The organism is Izhakiella australiensis (genome assembly GCF_002006995.1).
Taxonomy (GTDB): domain Bacteria; phylum Pseudomonadota; class Gammaproteobacteria; order Enterobacterales; family Enterobacteriaceae; genus Izhakiella; species Izhakiella australiensis.
On record NZ_MRUL01000010.1, the window covers coordinates 115,951 to 133,162 of the forward strand.

Genomic DNA, 17,212 nt, shown 5'->3' on the forward strand with positions numbered 1-17,212 from the left:
CCAATGGCAGTTTATTTCACAAAATCGACGCCCTGCTCGATATCTTTCTTCAGCGTATCCAGCATGCCGGTCATCGCGCTCTGTTCAAAAGCGCTCAGGGTGCCAATTGGCTTACGCTCCTGTACGCCGTTTTTGCCCAGCAGCAGCGGCTGAGAGAAGAAACGCGCGTGCTCGCCGTCACCTTCAACATAAGCACACTCCACCACGTTGCTTTCCCCTTGCAGCGCGCGCACCAGCGCCAGACCAAATTTTGCCGCAGCCTGGCCCATAGACAGCGTTGCCGATCCGCCACCCGCTTTGGCTTCAACAACTTCTGTACCGGCATTCTGGATGCGTTTAGTCAGATCTTTAGCTTCCTGCTCGCTGAAGCTAACGCCTGGGATCTGCGACAGCAGAGGCAGGATGGTCACGCCGGAATGGCCGCCGACTACCGGTACGTTCAGTTCTTCCGGATTTTTGCCTTTCAGTTCGGCAACGAAAGTATTCGAACGGATAATATCCAGCGTGGTTACGCCGAACAGGCGGTTTTTGTCATAAACCCCGGCCTTCTTCAGTACCTCTGCGGCGATGGCGACAGTGGTATTGACCGGGTTAGTAATAACGCCAATCAGCGCTTTCGGACAGGTATCGGCCACCTGCTGAATAAGATTACGCACGATGCCAGCGTTAACGTTAAACAGGTCAGAGCGATCCATGCCTGGCTTACGCGCCACGCCCGCAGAGATCAGCACCACATCAGCGCCCTTCAACGCAGGCGTTGCGTCTTCGCCGCTGAAACCTTCAATTTTCACCGCGGTGGGAATGTGGCTAAGATCTACGGCGACGCCCGGCGTGACGGGTGCGATATCGTAAAGTGAGAGTTGTGAACCGGCAGGAAGCTGAGTTTTTAACAGAAGAGCCAGCGCCTGACCAATACCACCTGCTGCACCGAGAACTGCGACTTTCATCCTAAAACTCCTATATAGTGAGCATAAAGCGCCAGGGGAACCAAAAGTTATCAATCTGAACAAACAGACCGGGCTGCGGTGATGACCTCAGTAAGGTTATGTACCTTGCCGCATTCACAGGAATAATCGCAACGGATGAAGCATCCACGGACAAGTCCTGCTGATTTTTAACCTCTGCAAACCCTGACAGCAATAGTTAATCCCGTAGTGATTTGACAAATCCACTGAATTTTATAACAACATATTAACTTATCCAGTCCACGCGTCGCAAAACAGACTTTTTTCCTCTTCGCCCATTTTGCTAAGCTGCACGTTATACGCACCGGGAAGCGACAAGCCACTCATTGCATAACCATGCAATAAAGTGCATAATCATCTATTATTCTGGTCACTCTCCTTCGAAGCATTTTTATTGAGCGGAAACTTATGCGAACTCCATCTAAACAGGAAGACTTGATCAAAGCCTTTAAGGCGCTGCTGAAAGAGGAAAAATTCAGTTCGCAGGGTGAAATTGTCATGGCGCTGCAGGAAGACGGCTTTGAGAATATCAACCAGTCAAAAGTTTCCCGTATGCTGACCAAGTTCGGCGCCGTGCGCACCCGCAACGCCAAAATGGAGATGGTCTACTGCCTGCCAGCTGAACTGGGCGTTCCCACCACCACCAGCCCGCTGAAAAATCTGGTGCTGGACATTGACTACAATGACGCACTGGTTGTAATCCACACCAGCCCCGGCGCCGCGCAGTTGATTGCACGTTTACTCGACTCACTCGGCAAATCTGAAGGCATTCTCGGCACCATTGCCGGCGATGACACCATATTCATCACGCCCGCGCGTACCTTTACCGTGCGTCAGCTGTATGCCGCAATTTTGGTTCTGTTCGAGCAGGAGCTCTGACGGCAGGCTATCCCACCCGCTACTCTGCCATTGACTTATGCAGGTTTTAATCATTACGACGTCAGCGCCGCCGCTGTCGTTTAGCGTTATTTACATAACAAATGATAAGAAAATAAAAAACTACAATACTGCCATCAGAACAGAATTTAGGACCAGCCTTACTCCTCTGGCGATGTAATCAACCAAAAACCTCGCACTAATCGCTAAATTTCACCAACCTGATGATTTCTCACGAAATTAACAGCGAAAGTTCACATTAAGTGCTTTTTTTATAACTTACAGTTATAAAAATGCCTCAAAGCGCAAAAGTCTCCCAACAAAACATTATTAGCCTGCTATTAATTTTTCTCGTTACCAGACCTATAATTATTTTCGTGATGTAAGTCACACCTAATAAATAGAACAAAACATCAGACGAGGAAAAAAACATGCCTATCAAAACTACCATCGCAGCCGTTAGCTTGCTTTCAATATTGTCATTCGGCGCTTTTGCCGCAGATTCTGTTAACAGTGACCAGGCGAAAAATCTTCAGTCCGTGGGCGTAGTTAGCGTCACCGTCGGCGGTGGTTCCCCCATGGATCTGCACAACGCATTAGATAATAAAGCGGCTGAACAAGGTGCTTCCGCCTATCGGGTAATCGAAGCCCGTGAGTCAGGTAACTGGCACGCAACGGCAGAGCTTTATAAGTAAGCCACGGCAGCATTTGTAGCGGTTAAACAACAAACAAAATACCCCCGACCGTCAAAATGATCGGTCAACCAGTCGGGTATGCGAAAAAATCAGGAGCGTTCACCATGAAAACTAAATTAGCACTCGCCATCGTAGGTCTGACATCCGTTCTTTCATTTGGCGCCAGCGCCGCCCAGTTGGTAACTGATGAAGTTGCTCAGCAGCAAAATCTGCAGCCAATCGGAACGATCAGCGTCAGCGGCATCGACAGTTCGCCAATGACAATTCGTCAGGATCTATCGCAGAAAGCCGATGCGCAAGGCGCCAGTAAATATCGCGTCGTTGAGGCTTATAACAACGGCAACTATCACGCAACGGCTGAAATATATAAATAAGCTGCGTTCAGACGCCTGCCCGGGCATCCGGCGTTTACCGCTGGCCGATACCGGTCCGTTGAATGCACTGAAATGAGGAGACAGTTATGAAAAATAGAAAAATCATCACCGTATTTGGTCTGCTGGCTGCCATGAGTTTCGGCGCGTCAGCGGCACAGCTGGTAAACGACCAGCAGGCAAGCGGTTTGCAATCCGTTGGAACCGTATCGCTGGGCGGCGTAGCCGGCGCACCGGCAGATATCCGCCAGCAGCTGTCGCAAAAGGCAGATGCTCAAGGCGCCGCAGCCTATCGTATCGTCGAAGCACGCAACAACGATACCTGGCATGTGACCGCCGAGCTGTATAAATAATTCCTCGTCAGCTTGAATGACGAACCCTTGACCCCGCTCGCCGGGGTCTTTTTTATTCCTTTAATTGCAGATTAAAACGTAGCTGACCTTCCAGCTCTTCTTCCGCTTCGTCAAATAAAAGAATCAATGCGCCATAGCGCCGCTTCTGCCCACTGCCCAGATTGGCGAAGACGATTTCCAGCGGGAGCGGCAGTAAGGATTCCGTCACAACATCCCACAGACTGTCCAAATCGACTATCCGCTTATCCGCCAGAAAAAATCGTTCGCTGAACTGACGATAAAAATGCGCCTGATCCACTATTTGGTTAAAATCAAAAACTTCGCATCTCATGCTGGTTTTTCCCGGCCTGATAAGGGCGGAGCAGACCGCCCGATGGTTTATAATCCACCAATGTGTAAGGCCTTCACTTCGAGGAACTCATCGAGGCCTAGCACAGAACCTTCGCGCCCTAAACCCGACTCTTTCACGCCGCCAAACGGCGCCAGTTCGGTGGAAACCGCACACTCGTTAACACCAACCATACCACTCTCTAACGCGGCAGAAACCCGGAATACGCGCTGCAGATTCTGCGTGTAGAAATAAGCAGCGAGGCCATACTCGGTGTCGTTGGCGCGGCGGATAACCTCTTCTTCGCTATCAAAACGAAAGCAGGCGGCAACCGGTCCGAAGGTTTCTTCCTGAGCCAGCTGCATTTTCTCGTTGGCATCGGCGATAACCGTGGGCTGCCAGAAATTACCGCCCAGCGGGTGATGATCGCCGCCGGTGGTAATCCGGCCGCCTTTTTCCAGCGCGTCTTTAACGTGTTCCTGCACTTTTTCTACGGCGTTTTTATCAATCAGCGGCCCAACGATCACGCCGTCGTCCATACCGTTCCCCACTTTCAGCTTGCCGACCTCTTCAGAAAGCTGGCTGACAAAGCGGTCATAGATGCGGCTATGAATAAAGAAGCGGTTAACGCTGACGCACACCTGACCGGCATTGCGGAATTTATTGGCAATGGCGCCTTTAACCGCAGCGTCGATATCGGCGTCTTCAAACACAATGTATGGGGCGTTGCCGCCAAGTTCCATCGACACCTTTTTCATCGTTTCAGCCGCATTGCGCACCAGCAGTTTTCCCACCTGCGTGGAGCCGGTAAACGAGATTTTACGTACCCGCTTACTTGCCATAATCGCGTCGCTAATCGCCGACGTATCGCCCGCAACCGCGTTGAGCACGCCATCAGGCACGCCGGCTTTTTTCGCCAGAGCCAGCAGCGCAAACGCACTCAGCGGCGTATTGTTCGCAGGCTTGATAATTCCGGTACAGCCGGCCGCTAGCGCTGGCCCCAGCTTGCGCGTTAGCATCGCCATCGGGAAATTCCACGGGGTGATCGCCGCCACCACGCCAACCGGTTCGCGGGTAGCCAGGATTCGGCTACCGGCTTTAGCCGGGGGAATAATTTCACCGTTAGCGCGCTTTGCCTGCTCGGCGAACCATTGGATAAAGCTGGCGGCGTATTCAACCTCACCTTCGGCTTCTTTCAGCGGCTTGCCCTGCTCCGCCGTCATCAGTTTCCCCAGCCAGCTTTTATGTTCGATCATCAGCTGATACCAGCGATAGAGAATTTCTGAGCGTGATTTTGCAATGCGGGCGCGCCAGTCAGGGAAGGCCTGATATGCGGCATCAATAGCCGCTTCAGTTTCGCTTTTGCCTGCGCGCGCAACCCTGGCGATAAGGTCGCCGGTTGCGGGATTGAGCACCTCGAAGGTATCACTGAGGCTAAGCCACTGGCCGTTGACGAGATAACCCGTCCGGAACAGTTCATGCTGCTGCAGGGTCTGCATATTCATCTTGTCCTCCAGTTGTTTAAGCATCCTGAAGGATAAGTATAGATGGCAATAGCGGCCTGCCGCCGTAGGTGGGTACGCTTTCAGACAACAGGCGCTCAGAACGACGCGACTTTATATTTGCACCAGCGCATTTTGATATTTTTTCAGCATCATCACCAGCCGTGAAACGGGCTCGCTAACGCTAACGGGGGCCTGGTACTGCACCAGTTTTTGCTGATAAATGTCCAGTTCATCCAGCAGATGTTGAAAATAAATTCGACGACGGCTGTCGCTGCGCGCGGCGATCACCCGATCCGCACTGTGGCGCAGCTGCTTATGAAAGCCAGAAAGGTCAGCATTGACCGGCACATCCGCATTACGTAAACGCTGGTGGCATATAATCAGCGTCAAACCGATGCGGTATTTATCGATATCGCCGGGGAACAGGTTCAGCAATAAAAACAGCTGCTGGTAAAGCGCTGGCAGATGGTTTTCCTGACGGCGCGCTTTGTTGGTGGTCATCGCAGATACTGCGGCATACATCAGCCGGTTAAGCAGTTTACGACCGGTTCGGGCGCGAGAATTATCGCGGATCAGCAGGATCACCATCAGAGAAACAAAGCAGCCAATCACCTGGCCAAGAGTGTTATCCAGAAAGGCGTTGATGTTAAAAGACATCGGATTATCCAGGACCAGCACGTTGATCGTTCCCACCAGAGCTCCCAGGGTACCGATCTGCCGGCGCTGGGTCAGAATCCCGGCAATAAAGGCCATGACGCCCAGCGAAATGCAGAGCAATAGCATACTTTGCTGGGTTGCCGGCATGATGAAAGCAAAATAGAACAACCCCAGCGGCAGAGCGACGATCATGCCGTAAAGAAAGTCTTTTGCCATCATTAGCGGATTGGGCGTACGCATTGCCAGCGCGGTAATCACCGCCAGCATCACCATACAACCGCTGCCGGAGCTCCAGCCGGTCCATAACCAGAATAACGAGCCGGCGGCAGTGGCGACAAAAGTGCGGATACCGTTAATCATTGCATGATGGGTTTCGGCAGATCGCGCTTTGATCACCACTTCGCCTTCCATCACTTCTTCTTCCGTGCGGCTAATACTGCAGTTAGTATGCACGCCCTTCATCAGCAGGGAGTAGCGCGTCGCCGCGCCCACCCAGTTGCTGATAGTTTCAGGTGAGTTGCTGTTGCCGCCGGCGGTAATCACACGACGTAGCAGTTTTAAACGCTTACGAACTTCCTGCGCGCTTTCCACTGGTTGTTCAAAAAAGACGCGAAAATGAGGCGGGATGTATTCGCTGCTCGAATTCTGGATCAGAAAGGTTTCACCGGCCTGGGTTATCAGCATCAGCGACAGCGAATTCAGCGCCTTAAGGCGCCGGTTAACCCGCAGCCAACGGGAGGACTCCATCATCAGATTACTACGCATGCCGTTTAACGCCGTGGTACGCCGCACCAGCGCTGCCCAGGATTTATCAACATCGTCACGATCCTGATGTGCAACGCACAGCTGCATCAGGTGGTAATGTTCGATCAGCAGCGCTTCTATTTCACGATCGATCTCATTTTTAATCGATCGCGGCGAAAACAGCAGATCCGCCAGCACCGCACAGACAATGCCGATGATGATTTCACTACAGCGTTCAACGGCAAACTGCGGCGCTAACAGCAGCGAGCCCTGCGCATCGGCGCTGACGACGATAATTAATGCGGTGTAGCCTGCCAGCGCCAGGGCGTATGAGTTCTCAACCCGCACCAGCGAAGAAAGCCAGACGCAGCCACCGGCCCAGATACAGCACAAAAGCAGCATCACCACCGGTGCGCGGATAGTGGTTATCATGATCGCCAGCGCGGCGATGCAGCCGATAAAAGTACCGATAATACGCAGCATGCCGCGATAGCGAAGCGCGCCGGAATAGGGATCGCCGCCGGCGACAAATGCCGTGCCGCCGGCAACAATACAGGCAGTCATTACCGCCCAGCGCGGTGTCTCAAGATTAAAGTGAAAACCGATCGTCAGCGCCAGAACCAGCGCAAACGTCAGTTTTACCGGGAAACGAAGCTGATGCCAGGACATAGACGGCGCTTAACCGAATTCACGCAGGCGATTAACCAGCTTCATCAGCGGCGAAGTTTCGCGCTGCTGACGATCTTTTTCGCCGGTCACCACCACGGTCGCGGTTGTTCCTGCCGGATAGAGATTGCCGGGCTGCCTGTCGAGGCGAATACGCACCGGGACACGCTGCGCCAGCCGGACCCACTCAAGGTTGGAATCGACGGTCGCCATCCCTTTGCTGTCAACACTGGTACTGCTATTGGTGACGCCTGCGGCAATGCTTTCAACCGTGCCTTTCAATATCTGATTACTGCCAAGCGGGGTGATTTCCGCCCGGTATCCGGGATGAACGCCCGCCAGCTTAGTCTCTTCCATATAAGCTTGCAGGTAATAACTGCCGGCTTTTACCAGCGCAACCGCCGTTGAGCCACGGGTAATAAATTCGCCGGTATAAACGTTCAGATTAGTGACCCAGCCATCGGCAGGGGCGCTTACCGTGGTACGCGCCAGATCGAGTTTTGCCATATCGCGCACGGCGATAGCTTTCGCCAGCTGATGCTGCGTGGTTTGCAAATCGTTATTGGCCTGATCGATGGCCTCACGCGACATTGCCGAGGTTCCTAAGCGGTTGCGGCGCGATGCTTCACGCTGCTTTTCGGCGGCCAGCGACTGGTAATAGGCAACGTCGGCTTCATCTTCTTCCAGCGCTTTCTGGTAGCGCAACCGGTCAATGACAAACAGCACGTCGCCCTGCTTAACCCGTTGGTTATCATGCACCATGACCTGCGTTACCAAACCGGTAACGTCCGGAGCAATCGCGACGACGTCGGCACTGAATTTTGCATCGCGCGTCCAGGGCGATTCGGTATAAAACACCCAGGCACGGAAAATAACCACTACCGCGATGATGACCAGAATAAGCGTGATGGCGAAACGGGAAATTTTTCTTGTTAGAGCTTTCACTGTGACCTCAAACGAACAGGCGTGATACCAGATAAAACAAACAGCAATATAGCGCAGTATTGAAAAGTGCCGGATGCCAGACGAAATCATAGATGCCGGTTGGCGTCAAAACGCGACGCGCTAACCAGAACAGCATCAGTGCGATGATGATTTCGACAAATACGGGGGGAAACGACAGCCCAAATATGACAATAACCGGAAACACACTCATTTTTAGTCCTCAGGAAAAACGGACCGGCGCTCCCCTGATTAGCACCCGGCGCTGCTCTGCGACCGGATTGGTAACAGTTAACGGCTTGCTGATGACCAGGCTTAAGGTACATTATCAATGATAATCGCCACCGCCAAACATAAAGCTGCCGTAAAAACCAAACGCGACGTTAAGGGGCGATTACGGCAGGGAACACTTGCCAGAAACCGTATAGTAACGTTGTTTACTATAACTAAGCTAGCAAATGTGATCTAAATCACTTTTAAGCCAGAGTGAATAATGGAAAGACTCAAGGGGATGTCCGTCTTCGCCCGGGTGGTAGAGATGGGGTCATTTACTGCCGCCGCGCGCCAGCTCAATATGAGCGTTTCAGCTATCAGCCAGATTGTATCCCGGCTGGAGGACGAGCTACAGGTTAAGTTACTGAATCGCAGCACCCGCAGTATCGGACTTACCGAAGCCGGACGCATCTATTATCAGGGCTGTCGCCGCATGCTTTCTGAAGCACAGCAGGTGCATGAGCAGATTTATGCGTTTAACAATACGCCGGTAGGCACCTTGCGCATCGGCAGCTCCACGACCATGGCGCAGAATGTCCTGGCGCTGATGACGGCTGAAATGCTGAGGGAGTTCCCCGGCCTGACAGTAAACATACTGACTGGCAACCCGGTTCCCGACCTGATCACCGACGGCCTCGATTTGGTTATCCGCGTTGGCACACTCCAGGACTCCAGCCTGTATTCACGACGTCTCGGCAGTATGCCGATGGTGGTGTGCGCCGCACGCCGCTATCTTGCCGAACAGGGAATACCAGAAAAGCCTGCCGATTTGAATAATTTCACCTGGCTTGAATACAGCGTGCGCCCGGATAACAGCTTTGAGCTGGTATCCCCTGAGGGCACGGTATCGCGCCTTTCACCCCAGAGCCGCTACGCAACGAACGATCCCCTGACGCTCAATCGCTGGTTGAAAAGCGGCGTGGGCATTGCTTACGTCCCAATGCTGTGGGTGATCGATGAGCTTAACAATGGCGAAATCGAGACCCTGTTCAATGGCTATCAATCGCCGCCGAAGCCAGTTTATGCGGTCTACACCGAAAAAGATAAGCTTCCGCTAAAAGTCCAGGTCTGCATTAATTACCTGACCGACTACTTCGACAAAGTTGCGCAAACCTGGCATGCGCACCGGGATCAAAATTAACAACAGGCGTTCAGTAAACTGAACGCCTGCCAGATTGTGGTTAAATTTAAACGGGCGCTGGCGCGATTAGGCGGTGCCGCCAACGGTGATTTTATCCAGCTTAAGGCTGGGCTGACCCACGCCCACCGGCAGGCTCTGCCCCTCTTTACCGCATACGCCAACGCCTTTATCCAGCGCCAGATCGTTGCCGACCATAGAGATCTGCTGCATAGCCTCAATGCCTGAACCGATCAGCGTTGCGCCCTTCACCGGTTTCGTTATTTTCCCTTTCTCAATCAGCCAGGCTTCAGAAGTGGAAAACACAAACTTACCGGAGGTGATATCAACCTGCCCCCCGCCAAAGTTAGGTGCATACAGGCCGTAATCAACGCTTTCAATAATTTCCTGCTGGGTTGATGTACCCGCCAGCATGTAAGTATTGGTCATGCGCGGCATCGGCAGATGCGCATAGGATTCGCGCCGGCCATTCCCGGTGGGCGTCATGCCCATCAGGCGGGCATTCAGCTTGTCCTGCATGTAACCCTTGAGGATGCCGTTTTCAATCAGGACGTTGTATTGCCCCGGAACCCCTTCATCATCAATAGCCAGCGAACCACGCAGCCCGTCAAGCGTACCATCATCGACGACGGTACAGAGTTCGGAGGCCACTTTCTGCCCCATCTGCCCGCTGAAAACGGAGGTACCCCGGCGGTTAAAATCCCCCTCAAGCCCGTGACCGACGGCTTCATGCAGCAGCACACCCGGCCAGCCGGCGCCCAATACCACGGGCAGCGTTCCGGCGGGAGCGGCAACCGCCTCCAGGTTTACCAGTGCCATGCGCACCGCCTCCTTCGCCCAGGCTTCTGCCCGGACTTCGCCGTTATCATCAGCGAGGAAGAATTCATAGCCGGTACGTCCACCGCCGCCGCTGCTGCCGCGCTCGCGCTTACCATTTTCCTCAACCTGAACGCTGACCGACAGGCGCACTAACGGGCGAACGTCGGCCGCCAGGGTGCCATCTGTGGCCGCAACCAGCACCTGCTCATAAACGCCGCTAAGGCTGGCGCTGACTTCCTGAACCCGCGAGTCAGCGGCGCGCGCGGCTTTATCAACCCGGTGTAGCAGCGCGATTTTTTCTTCGCGCGACAGGCTTTGCAATGGGTCCTGGGCGGTATACAGCTGACGATTGACCACCGCGCCCAGCGTATGCGCCTGGCCATTTCCGGCTTCGCGCACGATGCTGCGCGCAGCGGTAGCACTGAGCTGCAGAGCATTCAGGGTTATCTGGTCGGCATACGCGAAGCCCGTTTTCTCGCCGCTAATGGCGCGTACGCCCACCCCCTGATCGATATTCCAGGAGCCATCTTTAATGATGCGGTCTTCGAGAACCCAGGACTCATGAAAGCTCGACTGAAAGTAGAGGTCGGCATAATCCACTTTACGCTCGGAAAGCTGACTAAGCAGCGTATACAGGTCTTGTGGATTGATGTTATTGGCAGCTAGTAACTGCTCACTTACCATATTTAGAGTCATGAATTCTCGCTCTGGCGTGTAGTACCAGCCGGGACTGGTAGCAGAAAAAACTTATAGTCTAGCCTGAGGCAATTCTCAGACGGCGTCAAATTCACTTCGCCTTGCTCTGTCTTGGCTGGCGCAGTACTTCATCAATTTTAGGTTTATCCAGCGGTCCGCTGATGTGATAACGCAGCACTGATATTTTACTCCATAGCGGACCCAGCACTTTGCTGGCGGCAAAAACCGCCGCGCCAACCACTGGATTTACCGCAAATGCCGTCGCCACCCCCACCGTTGTTGAGATTTCCGGCGCAACAACCGCCTCCATACTCAACTGACGGTTTACCAGATCAACCTCACCCTGCATCGCAATATCAGCTTCCAGACCATCCACTAACAGGTTGTCGCTATGCATGACGCCGTTTTCAATCCAGGCCGTGCCGTTGATTGAATCAAATGAGAATCCCTGGTTAAAGGTATCGCTGAAATCCAGCTGGAGCTTGCGTAACAGCGCATCGACGCTGAACAAACGCAAAATTTGTCCGGCACGGCCGGTATTCACATCAGCAATTTCCCCGGCGCCAAAATGCGTTTTCAGCGTGCCGCTCAGCGTCGATACAGAAGGCTGCCACGGCGTTGAACGCCAGTGCAGATCATAATCAATATTAAAGGGCGCATTGCGGATGGGTGACTCAACGCCAAACCAGTTAGCCGCATCATTCACATTTTTACCGCTGAGCTTGCCCTTCAGCGACGTGCGCATGTCTCCCGGTTTGTTGACCCACTCGCCGCTGAGCTGCAAACGCGCTTTTCCGATATCAATCAGGCCCTGGCTGAGGGTCAGCGTGTCCGCATTATGGGTCAGTCTGCCCTGAACCTTGCCGAAATTTTGCCCGCGCAGCCAGCACTGCTGGCAGCTCAGCTGTAGCGAAGGCCAGCGGCGGAAATCGACGGCGTTACTATCCTGCGGCAAAGGAGACGAGCCTTTGCCATTCGAGGCCCACTGCGGGTTGTAATAAAGGTACTTCAGGTCGACGTTCCACTGCGAACCCGGCGCGACTGCCAGCGTACCGTCAATTTCCTGACCTTTGGCCCGCACATTTAGCCCGCCGTGCTGGTCGTGCGTCAACGACGCATCCAGGTCGTGCCACTGCTGGCCGCCCAGTTCGAGCATCGGCGTATGCAGCTTCAGGTTACCAGGCAACTGCGAGGCCTGCGGCAGCGCAACGCTGTTTGCCGCAGAAGATGCGCGCCTGCCGCGTTTATTTTCCGAAGCCGGCTCATGGGAAGAGCCTAACAGCGCCAGCCAACGGTCGCCGTCCAGCGCCGGAAGATTCAGCACCATACCGCTGGTTTCCGGCAGCGGCGGCACGGATTTCGCGTCGTTAAGCCAGATACCGCGTTCAACGCGTAAAGGTTTAGTCAGCAGCCAGCGGCTGTTGAAAAACTGATTAGCGCCAGCTTTACCGCTGACCGTCAGCGTATTGATATCTCCGCTGGCGTTAACCGCAATGGGGAACGCACTATCGCCCGGCTTGTCCAATGGTGGAGGTAAGTGACTACTCACTCCCTTTAGATCGCTGCTAAAGTTAACTTTATAAGTGCTATGGCCTTTATGGGGCAGATCCACCGCCACGTTACTTTTCCAGGCAGCGCTGCCTTTTAGCTTATCGCCAAGCGATGCAGGCAGGCCCGGCAGTGCGTTCAACGCCCAGTTGCCGTTCAGATCGACGCCAATGTTAAAGTTATCAGCGCGCTCCCGGGTATTAAAGCGTACGTCCAGCGGCTGCCCCAGCCACTCGGCGCGCATCGCCTCGCTGTCGAGATCGCCGTTATTAAAACGAAAGCGCCCGCTGAGATTATGCAGCGTACTGCCAATAGGCTTAATCGTCAGGCTATTATTTTGCATCAGCACATCGCCGCTGGCACGCACGATGCCAAGCTTATGATCGAGCGGAATATCCAAATGTAAGCGACTACTCACTTCGCCGCCAATCGGCAATTCATTTAAAGCGGTCCCCAGAGTATCCCGCAGCGCTGACTGATTGAAATAGTCGCTGACGTCCGCCCCTTGCCCCCGCAGGTCGCCATCAATCAGCAGACGTTCTTTGCCGTAATCAGGAATGGTCGCGGAAACATTCGTCGCCTGAACCTTGCCGAGCATCGCTTCCCGCGCGTTCATCCACAGGCCGTCATTAATAAAATCGAGGTCGATAGCCAGATTCTGGATTGCCGGCCAGTCCGGCTGAAAAGCAAAGGTTGCATCGCGCAGTGGCACCGCCACCTCGAACATACCTTCATAATGCTTAAACGGGAACTGCTGCGGATTGCCTGAAAATAGCAACGTGGCGTCTTTAGTTTTACCGCCTTTTATCGCTCCGGTCAGATAATCCACCAGCGCTTTGCCCATTAGCGGCTGCGGGAAATAGCGCCAGGCTTCACGCGCGTCACTGACGTCAATGCCGGACAGGATAGCCAGGTGCGGCGGTCCGTTGGCGGGATTATTGAAGGTAAAGTCGCCGTGCGCTCTGACGGCGAGCGCCCGGAGATCAATATCACGCCCGCTGAGCGTAAAACCCTGAGGGCCATACAACCAGTTAACCACACCGGAAAGCGATTTAATTTGCAGTGGCGCTTTAAACATCCGCTGGTAATCCAGCGCGGTTTCCGGCAGCGCCAGGCGCAGCTGACCATCCGCCACGCTGCCGCTCAGCTCACCGTTCAGCTTCTGCATCTGCGGCAGCAGTTCCCACGCGTGCCAGCTCAGATTTTTCCAGCGCGCCTGAAAACGGGTTTGCTCCGGCTGGTTTAGCGGAATATCCAGCGCAATAGACTCAATCTGACCGCGCGGCTGCAGTTGCTGCCAGTTATCCACTAGCTGGGGAGAGAGCCGACTGGCCAGTGAAATAAAAGGCTCCAGCCGCGCGAGATCAAGCTGCGTGGCGCGAATGCGCAGCTCTTCCGGATGCGCCGGACCGGGCAAAAAGTCGCTTTCCGGCTGCCAGAGCATATCGAACCGACCTTGCGACCAGCTTTTGCCGTCGGTCATCAGATGGGTCTGCGGCAGGCTCAGCTGCCAGCCGCTATTGATGCGGCTAAAGTGCGCGGTCTGATTATCTACCTGCAGACTGTGAGATTGCCCCTCACCCTGCCAGCCAGCGCCGCCGCGCTTCAGCCAGAGATCGCCATCATAAATATTGCCATCTTTCAGGTTAATCCATGCCGCCAGCGTGAAGCGCGCGCTCTGCAACGTCGTGTTGTCTTTCACCCACTGGCCCAGCCACGGCTTGACGTCCACATCATCAGCCTGCATCCACACCCGGCCATCGTTCAGCAAGCCGTTGCTGTCGCGCAGATCCATGCGCACCTGCAACACCCCGTGCTGACCGTTCAGGCTCGACAGGCTCACTTCACCTTCGGCGCGATGGCGATTTTTTTCATTGAACCAGGTCAGTTTCGGCATTGCCAGCGTCAGCCGCTGGCCCGATGGCGCCGGAAAGCTCAGCTGGCTGTCACGTAAAATGAAGTGGTCGAACTGGTGCAAAAACAGCTTGTTGATATGATCGCGCTGGAAGTGGCGCGTTTCGTCACCGCCGCCGGTTAACGGCGTATTGGTTTTCAGATTAAGCTGGTAAAAGGTCAGGTCGCGAAACTGCCAGCGGCCATGTAGCAGCGACTGCCAGACGTTGAGCGCCAGATTGACGCGCGTTATTTTCAGCTCACCGCCATCTTTCATGGCAACGTGGACGTTACGAATATCCAGCGACGGGCCAAAATTTTGCCAGCGTCCGTTCAGTTCGCTGGCGTCTATTTGCAGCCCCGAAACGGAGGAAAGGGTATGCAGGATCGGCTGACGCCAGCTGTTAAGCATCGGCATCGCCAGGCGCAGCGCACTCACCATTAAAGCCACTATGACGATAATAGCAGCACAGGTCAGTAACAATATCCGCGGCAGTTGCCTCACTCCCCTCTCCTTGTCCAGCGTGACGCTCACACGTTGGCTCGCATCTTTTCTACCTCTGCGCGCCATGCCGGCAAAGCATATTCAGGCAGCAACCGCTAGTTTAGCGTATTTTATCCGCAACTTTTAAGGCCGTAGCCCGAAATTAAGCTAAAAACGCGGGCTTTTCATATCAAACGTTATTACATCATCACCACATCAAACTGCTCTTGAGTGTAGAGCGGTTCGATCTGTACTTTTACTTCTTTGCCAACGAACAGCTCCACTTCCGCCAGCGCATGCGACTCATCGCTTTTCAGCGCGTCGCCGACGGTGGGCGAGGCGTAAACCAGAAAGCGGTCGGAATCGTAAGCATGATGGACGCGCACAATCTCGCGCATAATTTCATAGCATACCGTTTCAACCGTCTTCAACGTACCGCGGCCCTTACATACCGGACAATGGCCGCAAAGTACGTGCTCAATGCTCTCGCGCGTTCGCTTACGCGTCATTTCGACCAGTCCCAGCTGCGAAAATCCGTTAATGCTGGTTTTCACCCGATCTTTGCTCATAGCCTGTTCAAGCGAGTGCAGCACCCGGCGGCGGTGATCTTCATTACTCATATCGATAAAATCGATAATAATGATGCCGCCAAGGTTACGCAGGCGCAGCTGGCGGGCTATCGCCTGGGTGGCTTCGATGTTGGTGTTGAAAATAGTTTCATCAAGATTACGATGGCCGACAAACGCGCCGGTATTAATATCGACGGTGGTCATCGCTTCGGTCTGATCGATGATCAGATAACCGCCAGACTTCAGCTCGACTTTGCGGTCGAGCGCGCGCTGAATTTCGTTTTCCACATCGTACAGATCGAATATCGGCTGTTTACCATTGTAGTGCTCAAGCTTGCCGGTCATATCAGGAATGTATTCACTGGTAAACTCCAGCAGCTGCTCAACCGTCAGGCGTGAATCCACCCGAATGCGATCCAGCTTGGCGCCGGCAAAATCGCGCAAAATACGCTGAGCCAGGGCAACCTCGCCATACAGGCGGCAGCGAGTCTGATTGCGCTTTTTACGCTCCATCACTTTGGTCCACAACCGCTTGAGGAAAGCCGCGTCAGAGGCCAGCTCCTGCTCGCCGATCCCCTCCGCTGCGGTACGGATGATATAGCCGCCCTGCTCATCGCAGTATCCCTGAACCACGGCTTTAAGGCGCTCGCGCTCGGCCTCGCTTTCAATGCGCTGAGAAACGCCGACGTGCGAGGCGCCGGGCATAAACACCAGATAGCGTGACGGCAGGGTGATATCCGTGGTCAGGCGCGCGCCTTTGGTGCCAAGCGGATCTTTCACCACCTGTACCATCAAATCCTGCCCCTGACGGACCAGCTCGGCGATGTCGCGCACGGCAAAATTTTTCTGCTCTTCACCCGCCACGCATTCGGTATGCGGCATAATATCCGAGGCGTGGAGAAATGCGGCTTTATCCAATCCAATATCGACAAAAGCCGCCTGCATCCCCGGCAGTACACGGCTAACTCGGCCTTTGTAGATATTGCCCACGATGCCGCGACGCGCGTCGCGCTCAATGTGGATCTCCTGCAGGATGCCGCCGTCAATATAGGCGACTCGCGTTTCGGAAGGGGTAATATTAACCAGTAGCTCAGCTGTCATGATGCTCTCCTGTCATCCGCAGCGATTGAAACTGGCTGAAAAGCTCAGCGGTTTCTACCAGCGGCAGACCGACTACCGCATGATAACTGCCGTTAATTTTGCGGACAAAGTTCCCGCCCAATCCCTGAATACCATAAGCTCCCGCTTTATCCATCGGCTCGCCGCTGGCGATATAGTGCGCAATATCATCCGCCGTCAGGTGGCGAAACGTCACCTCCGTTTGCACCATCGTCTGCAGACAGCGCTGGCGATCGGCAAAAGCAATAGCCGTCATTACCTGATGAGTCTCCCCGGAAAGGGCACTGAGCATCTGCGTTGCGGCGGCGGCATCGGCCGGCTTTTCCAGCACCTCGCCATTCAGAACGACGATGGTATCTGCACCCAACACCGGGAGATCTTGCGCGGCCATAGCGACGCCCGCCAGCGCTTTGTCACACGCCAGGCGCCTGACGTACTGCTCAGCGCTTTCACCCGTCAGGCGTTGTTCTTCAACGTCAGTAATAAGGCGGCTAAACACCAGTCCAAGCTGGGTAAGTAACTCATAGCGTCGCGGCGAACCGGAAGCCAGATAAAGGGAGGTCATAGATGT

The 17,212-nt window shown here is 54.3% G+C and carries 15 protein-coding genes; 5 read left to right on the top strand and 10 right to left on the bottom strand.

Features of this window, described 5'->3' with window-relative positions; genetic code table 11:
• Positions 1 to 11: 11 nt before the first annotated feature.
• Positions 12 to 947, bottom strand: a complete 936-nt coding sequence (mdh, locus tag BTJ39_RS14970) for a malate dehydrogenase (RefSeq protein ID WP_078003498.1) — start codon at positions 945 to 947, stop codon at positions 12 to 14.
• A gap of 426 nt (positions 948 to 1,373) precedes the next feature.
• Here mdh and argR point away from each other — a divergent pair, with 426 nt between their 5' ends.
• From argR to yhcN (BTJ39_RS14990), 4 genes are all read left to right on the top strand, one after another.
• Positions 1,374 to 1,844: a transcriptional regulator ArgR gene (gene argR, locus BTJ39_RS14975; RefSeq protein ID WP_078003499.1), complete on the top strand. Its 471-nt coding sequence runs from the start codon at positions 1,374 to 1,376 to the stop codon at positions 1,842 to 1,844.
• Positions 1,845 to 2,272: 428 nt separating this feature from the next.
• Positions 2,273 to 2,536 carry a peroxide/acid stress response protein YhcN gene (gene yhcN, locus BTJ39_RS14980; RefSeq protein WP_078003500.1) on the top strand — a complete coding sequence of 88 codons (264 nt, stop codon included), beginning with the start codon at positions 2,273 to 2,275 and terminating at the stop codon, positions 2,534 to 2,536.
• 104 nt (positions 2,537 to 2,640) lie between these two features.
• Positions 2,641 to 2,910 (top strand): peroxide/acid stress response protein YhcN, encoded by a 270-nt coding sequence (gene yhcN / locus BTJ39_RS14985; protein ID WP_078003501.1) that lies wholly within the window; start codon positions 2,641 to 2,643, stop codon positions 2,908 to 2,910.
• Between the two features lie 86 nt (positions 2,911 to 2,996).
• Positions 2,997 to 3,260 (top strand): peroxide/acid stress response protein YhcN, encoded by a 264-nt coding sequence (yhcN, locus tag BTJ39_RS14990; RefSeq protein WP_078003502.1) that lies wholly within the window; start codon positions 2,997 to 2,999, stop codon positions 3,258 to 3,260.
• A 52-nt stretch (positions 3,261 to 3,312) separates the two neighbouring features.
• Here yhcN (BTJ39_RS14990) and BTJ39_RS14995 read toward each other — a convergent pair whose 3' ends face one another.
• The 5 genes from BTJ39_RS14995 to aaeX all read right to left on the bottom strand — a co-directional run bounded on the left by BTJ39_RS14995 (position 3,313) and on the right by aaeX (position 8,316).
• Positions 3,313 to 3,591: a barstar family protein gene (locus BTJ39_RS14995; RefSeq protein ID WP_078003503.1), complete on the bottom strand. Its 279-nt coding sequence runs from the start codon at positions 3,589 to 3,591 to the stop codon at positions 3,313 to 3,315.
• 47 nt (positions 3,592 to 3,638) lie between these two features.
• Complete coding sequence (locus tag BTJ39_RS15000) at positions 3,639 to 5,087, bottom strand: NAD-dependent succinate-semialdehyde dehydrogenase (RefSeq protein WP_078003538.1); 1,449 nt, start codon at positions 5,085 to 5,087, stop codon at positions 3,639 to 3,641.
• 117 nt (positions 5,088 to 5,204) lie between these two features.
• Entirely contained in the window at positions 5,205 to 7,163 is a 1,959-nt protein-coding gene (aaeB, locus tag BTJ39_RS15005; RefSeq protein ID WP_078003504.1) for a p-hydroxybenzoic acid efflux pump subunit AaeB, read from the bottom strand.
• 9 nt (positions 7,164 to 7,172) lie between these two features.
• Positions 7,173 to 8,105 (bottom strand): p-hydroxybenzoic acid efflux pump subunit AaeA, encoded by a 933-nt coding sequence (gene aaeA / locus BTJ39_RS15010; RefSeq protein WP_078003505.1) that lies wholly within the window; start codon positions 8,103 to 8,105, stop codon positions 7,173 to 7,175.
• A gap of 7 nt (positions 8,106 to 8,112) precedes the next feature.
• A complete protein-coding gene (aaeX, locus tag BTJ39_RS15015; protein WP_078003506.1) occupies positions 8,113 to 8,316 on the bottom strand; it encodes a p-hydroxybenzoic acid efflux pump operon protein AaeX in 204 nt (67 codons plus the stop codon).
• Positions 8,317 to 8,595: 279 nt separating this feature from the next.
• On the opposite strand from aaeX, the gene aaeR reads away from it, so the two are divergent.
• Entirely contained in the window at positions 8,596 to 9,516 is a 921-nt protein-coding gene (gene aaeR, locus BTJ39_RS15020; RefSeq protein WP_078003507.1) for an HTH-type transcriptional activator AaeR, read from the top strand.
• A gap of 66 nt (positions 9,517 to 9,582) precedes the next feature.
• On the opposite strand, the gene tldD is transcribed toward aaeR, so the two are convergent.
• From tldD to BTJ39_RS15040, 4 genes are all read right to left on the bottom strand, one after another.
• Positions 9,583 to 11,028, bottom strand: coding sequence for a metalloprotease TldD (tldD, locus tag BTJ39_RS15025; protein WP_078003508.1), 1,446 nt, complete (start codon positions 11,026 to 11,028; stop codon positions 9,583 to 9,585).
• A gap of 91 nt (positions 11,029 to 11,119) precedes the next feature.
• On the bottom strand, positions 11,120 to 14,974 hold the full coding sequence (gene yhdP, locus BTJ39_RS15030; RefSeq protein WP_078003509.1) for an AsmA2 domain-containing protein YhdP: 3,855 nt from the start codon (positions 14,972 to 14,974) through the stop codon (positions 11,120 to 11,122).
• A gap of 179 nt (positions 14,975 to 15,153) precedes the next feature.
• The gene (gene rng, locus BTJ39_RS15035) at positions 15,154 to 16,623 is read right to left on the bottom strand and encodes a ribonuclease G (RefSeq protein WP_078003510.1); all 1,470 of its coding nucleotides are present in this window, start codon (positions 16,621 to 16,623) and stop codon (positions 15,154 to 15,156) included.
• Positions 16,613 to 17,206 carry a Maf family protein gene (locus tag BTJ39_RS15040; protein ID WP_078003511.1) on the bottom strand — a complete coding sequence of 198 codons (594 nt, stop codon included), beginning with the start codon at positions 17,204 to 17,206 and terminating at the stop codon, positions 16,613 to 16,615. Before BTJ39_RS15040 ends, rng begins: the two co-directional genes overlap by 11 nt.
• Between the last annotated feature and the right edge of the window lie 6 nt (positions 17,207 to 17,212).

Excerpts from the sequence above, each read along its gene's own strand:
- mdh (WP_078003498.1), bottom strand. The coding sequence starts at position 947 with ATGAAAGTCGCAGTTCTCGGTGCAGCAGGTGGTATTGGTCAGGCGCTG.
- BTJ39_RS14995 (WP_078003503.1), bottom strand. The coding sequence starts at position 3,591 with ATGAGATGCGAAGTTTTTGATTTTAACCAAATAGTGGATCAGGCGCAT.
- yhcN (WP_078003500.1), top strand. The coding sequence starts at position 2,273 with ATGCCTATCAAAACTACCATCGCAGCCGTTAGCTTGCTTTCAATATTG.
- argR (WP_078003499.1), top strand. The coding sequence starts at position 1,374 with ATGCGAACTCCATCTAAACAGGAAGACTTGATCAAAGCCTTTAAGGCG.
- aaeB (WP_078003504.1), bottom strand. The coding sequence starts at position 7,163 with ATGTCCTGGCATCAGCTTCGTTTCCCGGTAAAACTGACGTTTGCGCTG.
- BTJ39_RS15040 (WP_078003511.1), bottom strand. The coding sequence starts at position 17,206 with ATGACCTCCCTTTATCTGGCTTCCGGTTCGCCGCGACGCTATGAGTTA.
- tldD (WP_078003508.1), bottom strand. The coding sequence starts at position 11,028 with ATGACTCTAAATATGGTAAGTGAGCAGTTACTAGCTGCCAATAACATC.
- aaeR (WP_078003507.1), top strand. The coding sequence starts at position 8,596 with ATGGAAAGACTCAAGGGGATGTCCGTCTTCGCCCGGGTGGTAGAGATG.
- rng (WP_078003510.1), bottom strand. The coding sequence starts at position 16,623 with ATGACAGCTGAGCTACTGGTTAATATTACCCCTTCCGAAACGCGAGTC.
- yhcN (WP_078003502.1), top strand. The coding sequence starts at position 2,997 with ATGAAAAATAGAAAAATCATCACCGTATTTGGTCTGCTGGCTGCCATG.
- yhcN (WP_078003501.1), top strand. The coding sequence starts at position 2,641 with ATGAAAACTAAATTAGCACTCGCCATCGTAGGTCTGACATCCGTTCTT.
- aaeX (WP_078003506.1), bottom strand. The coding sequence starts at position 8,316 with ATGAGTGTGTTTCCGGTTATTGTCATATTTGGGCTGTCGTTTCCCCCC.
- BTJ39_RS15000 (WP_078003538.1), bottom strand. The coding sequence starts at position 5,087 with ATGCAGACCCTGCAGCAGCATGAACTGTTCCGGACGGGTTATCTCGTC.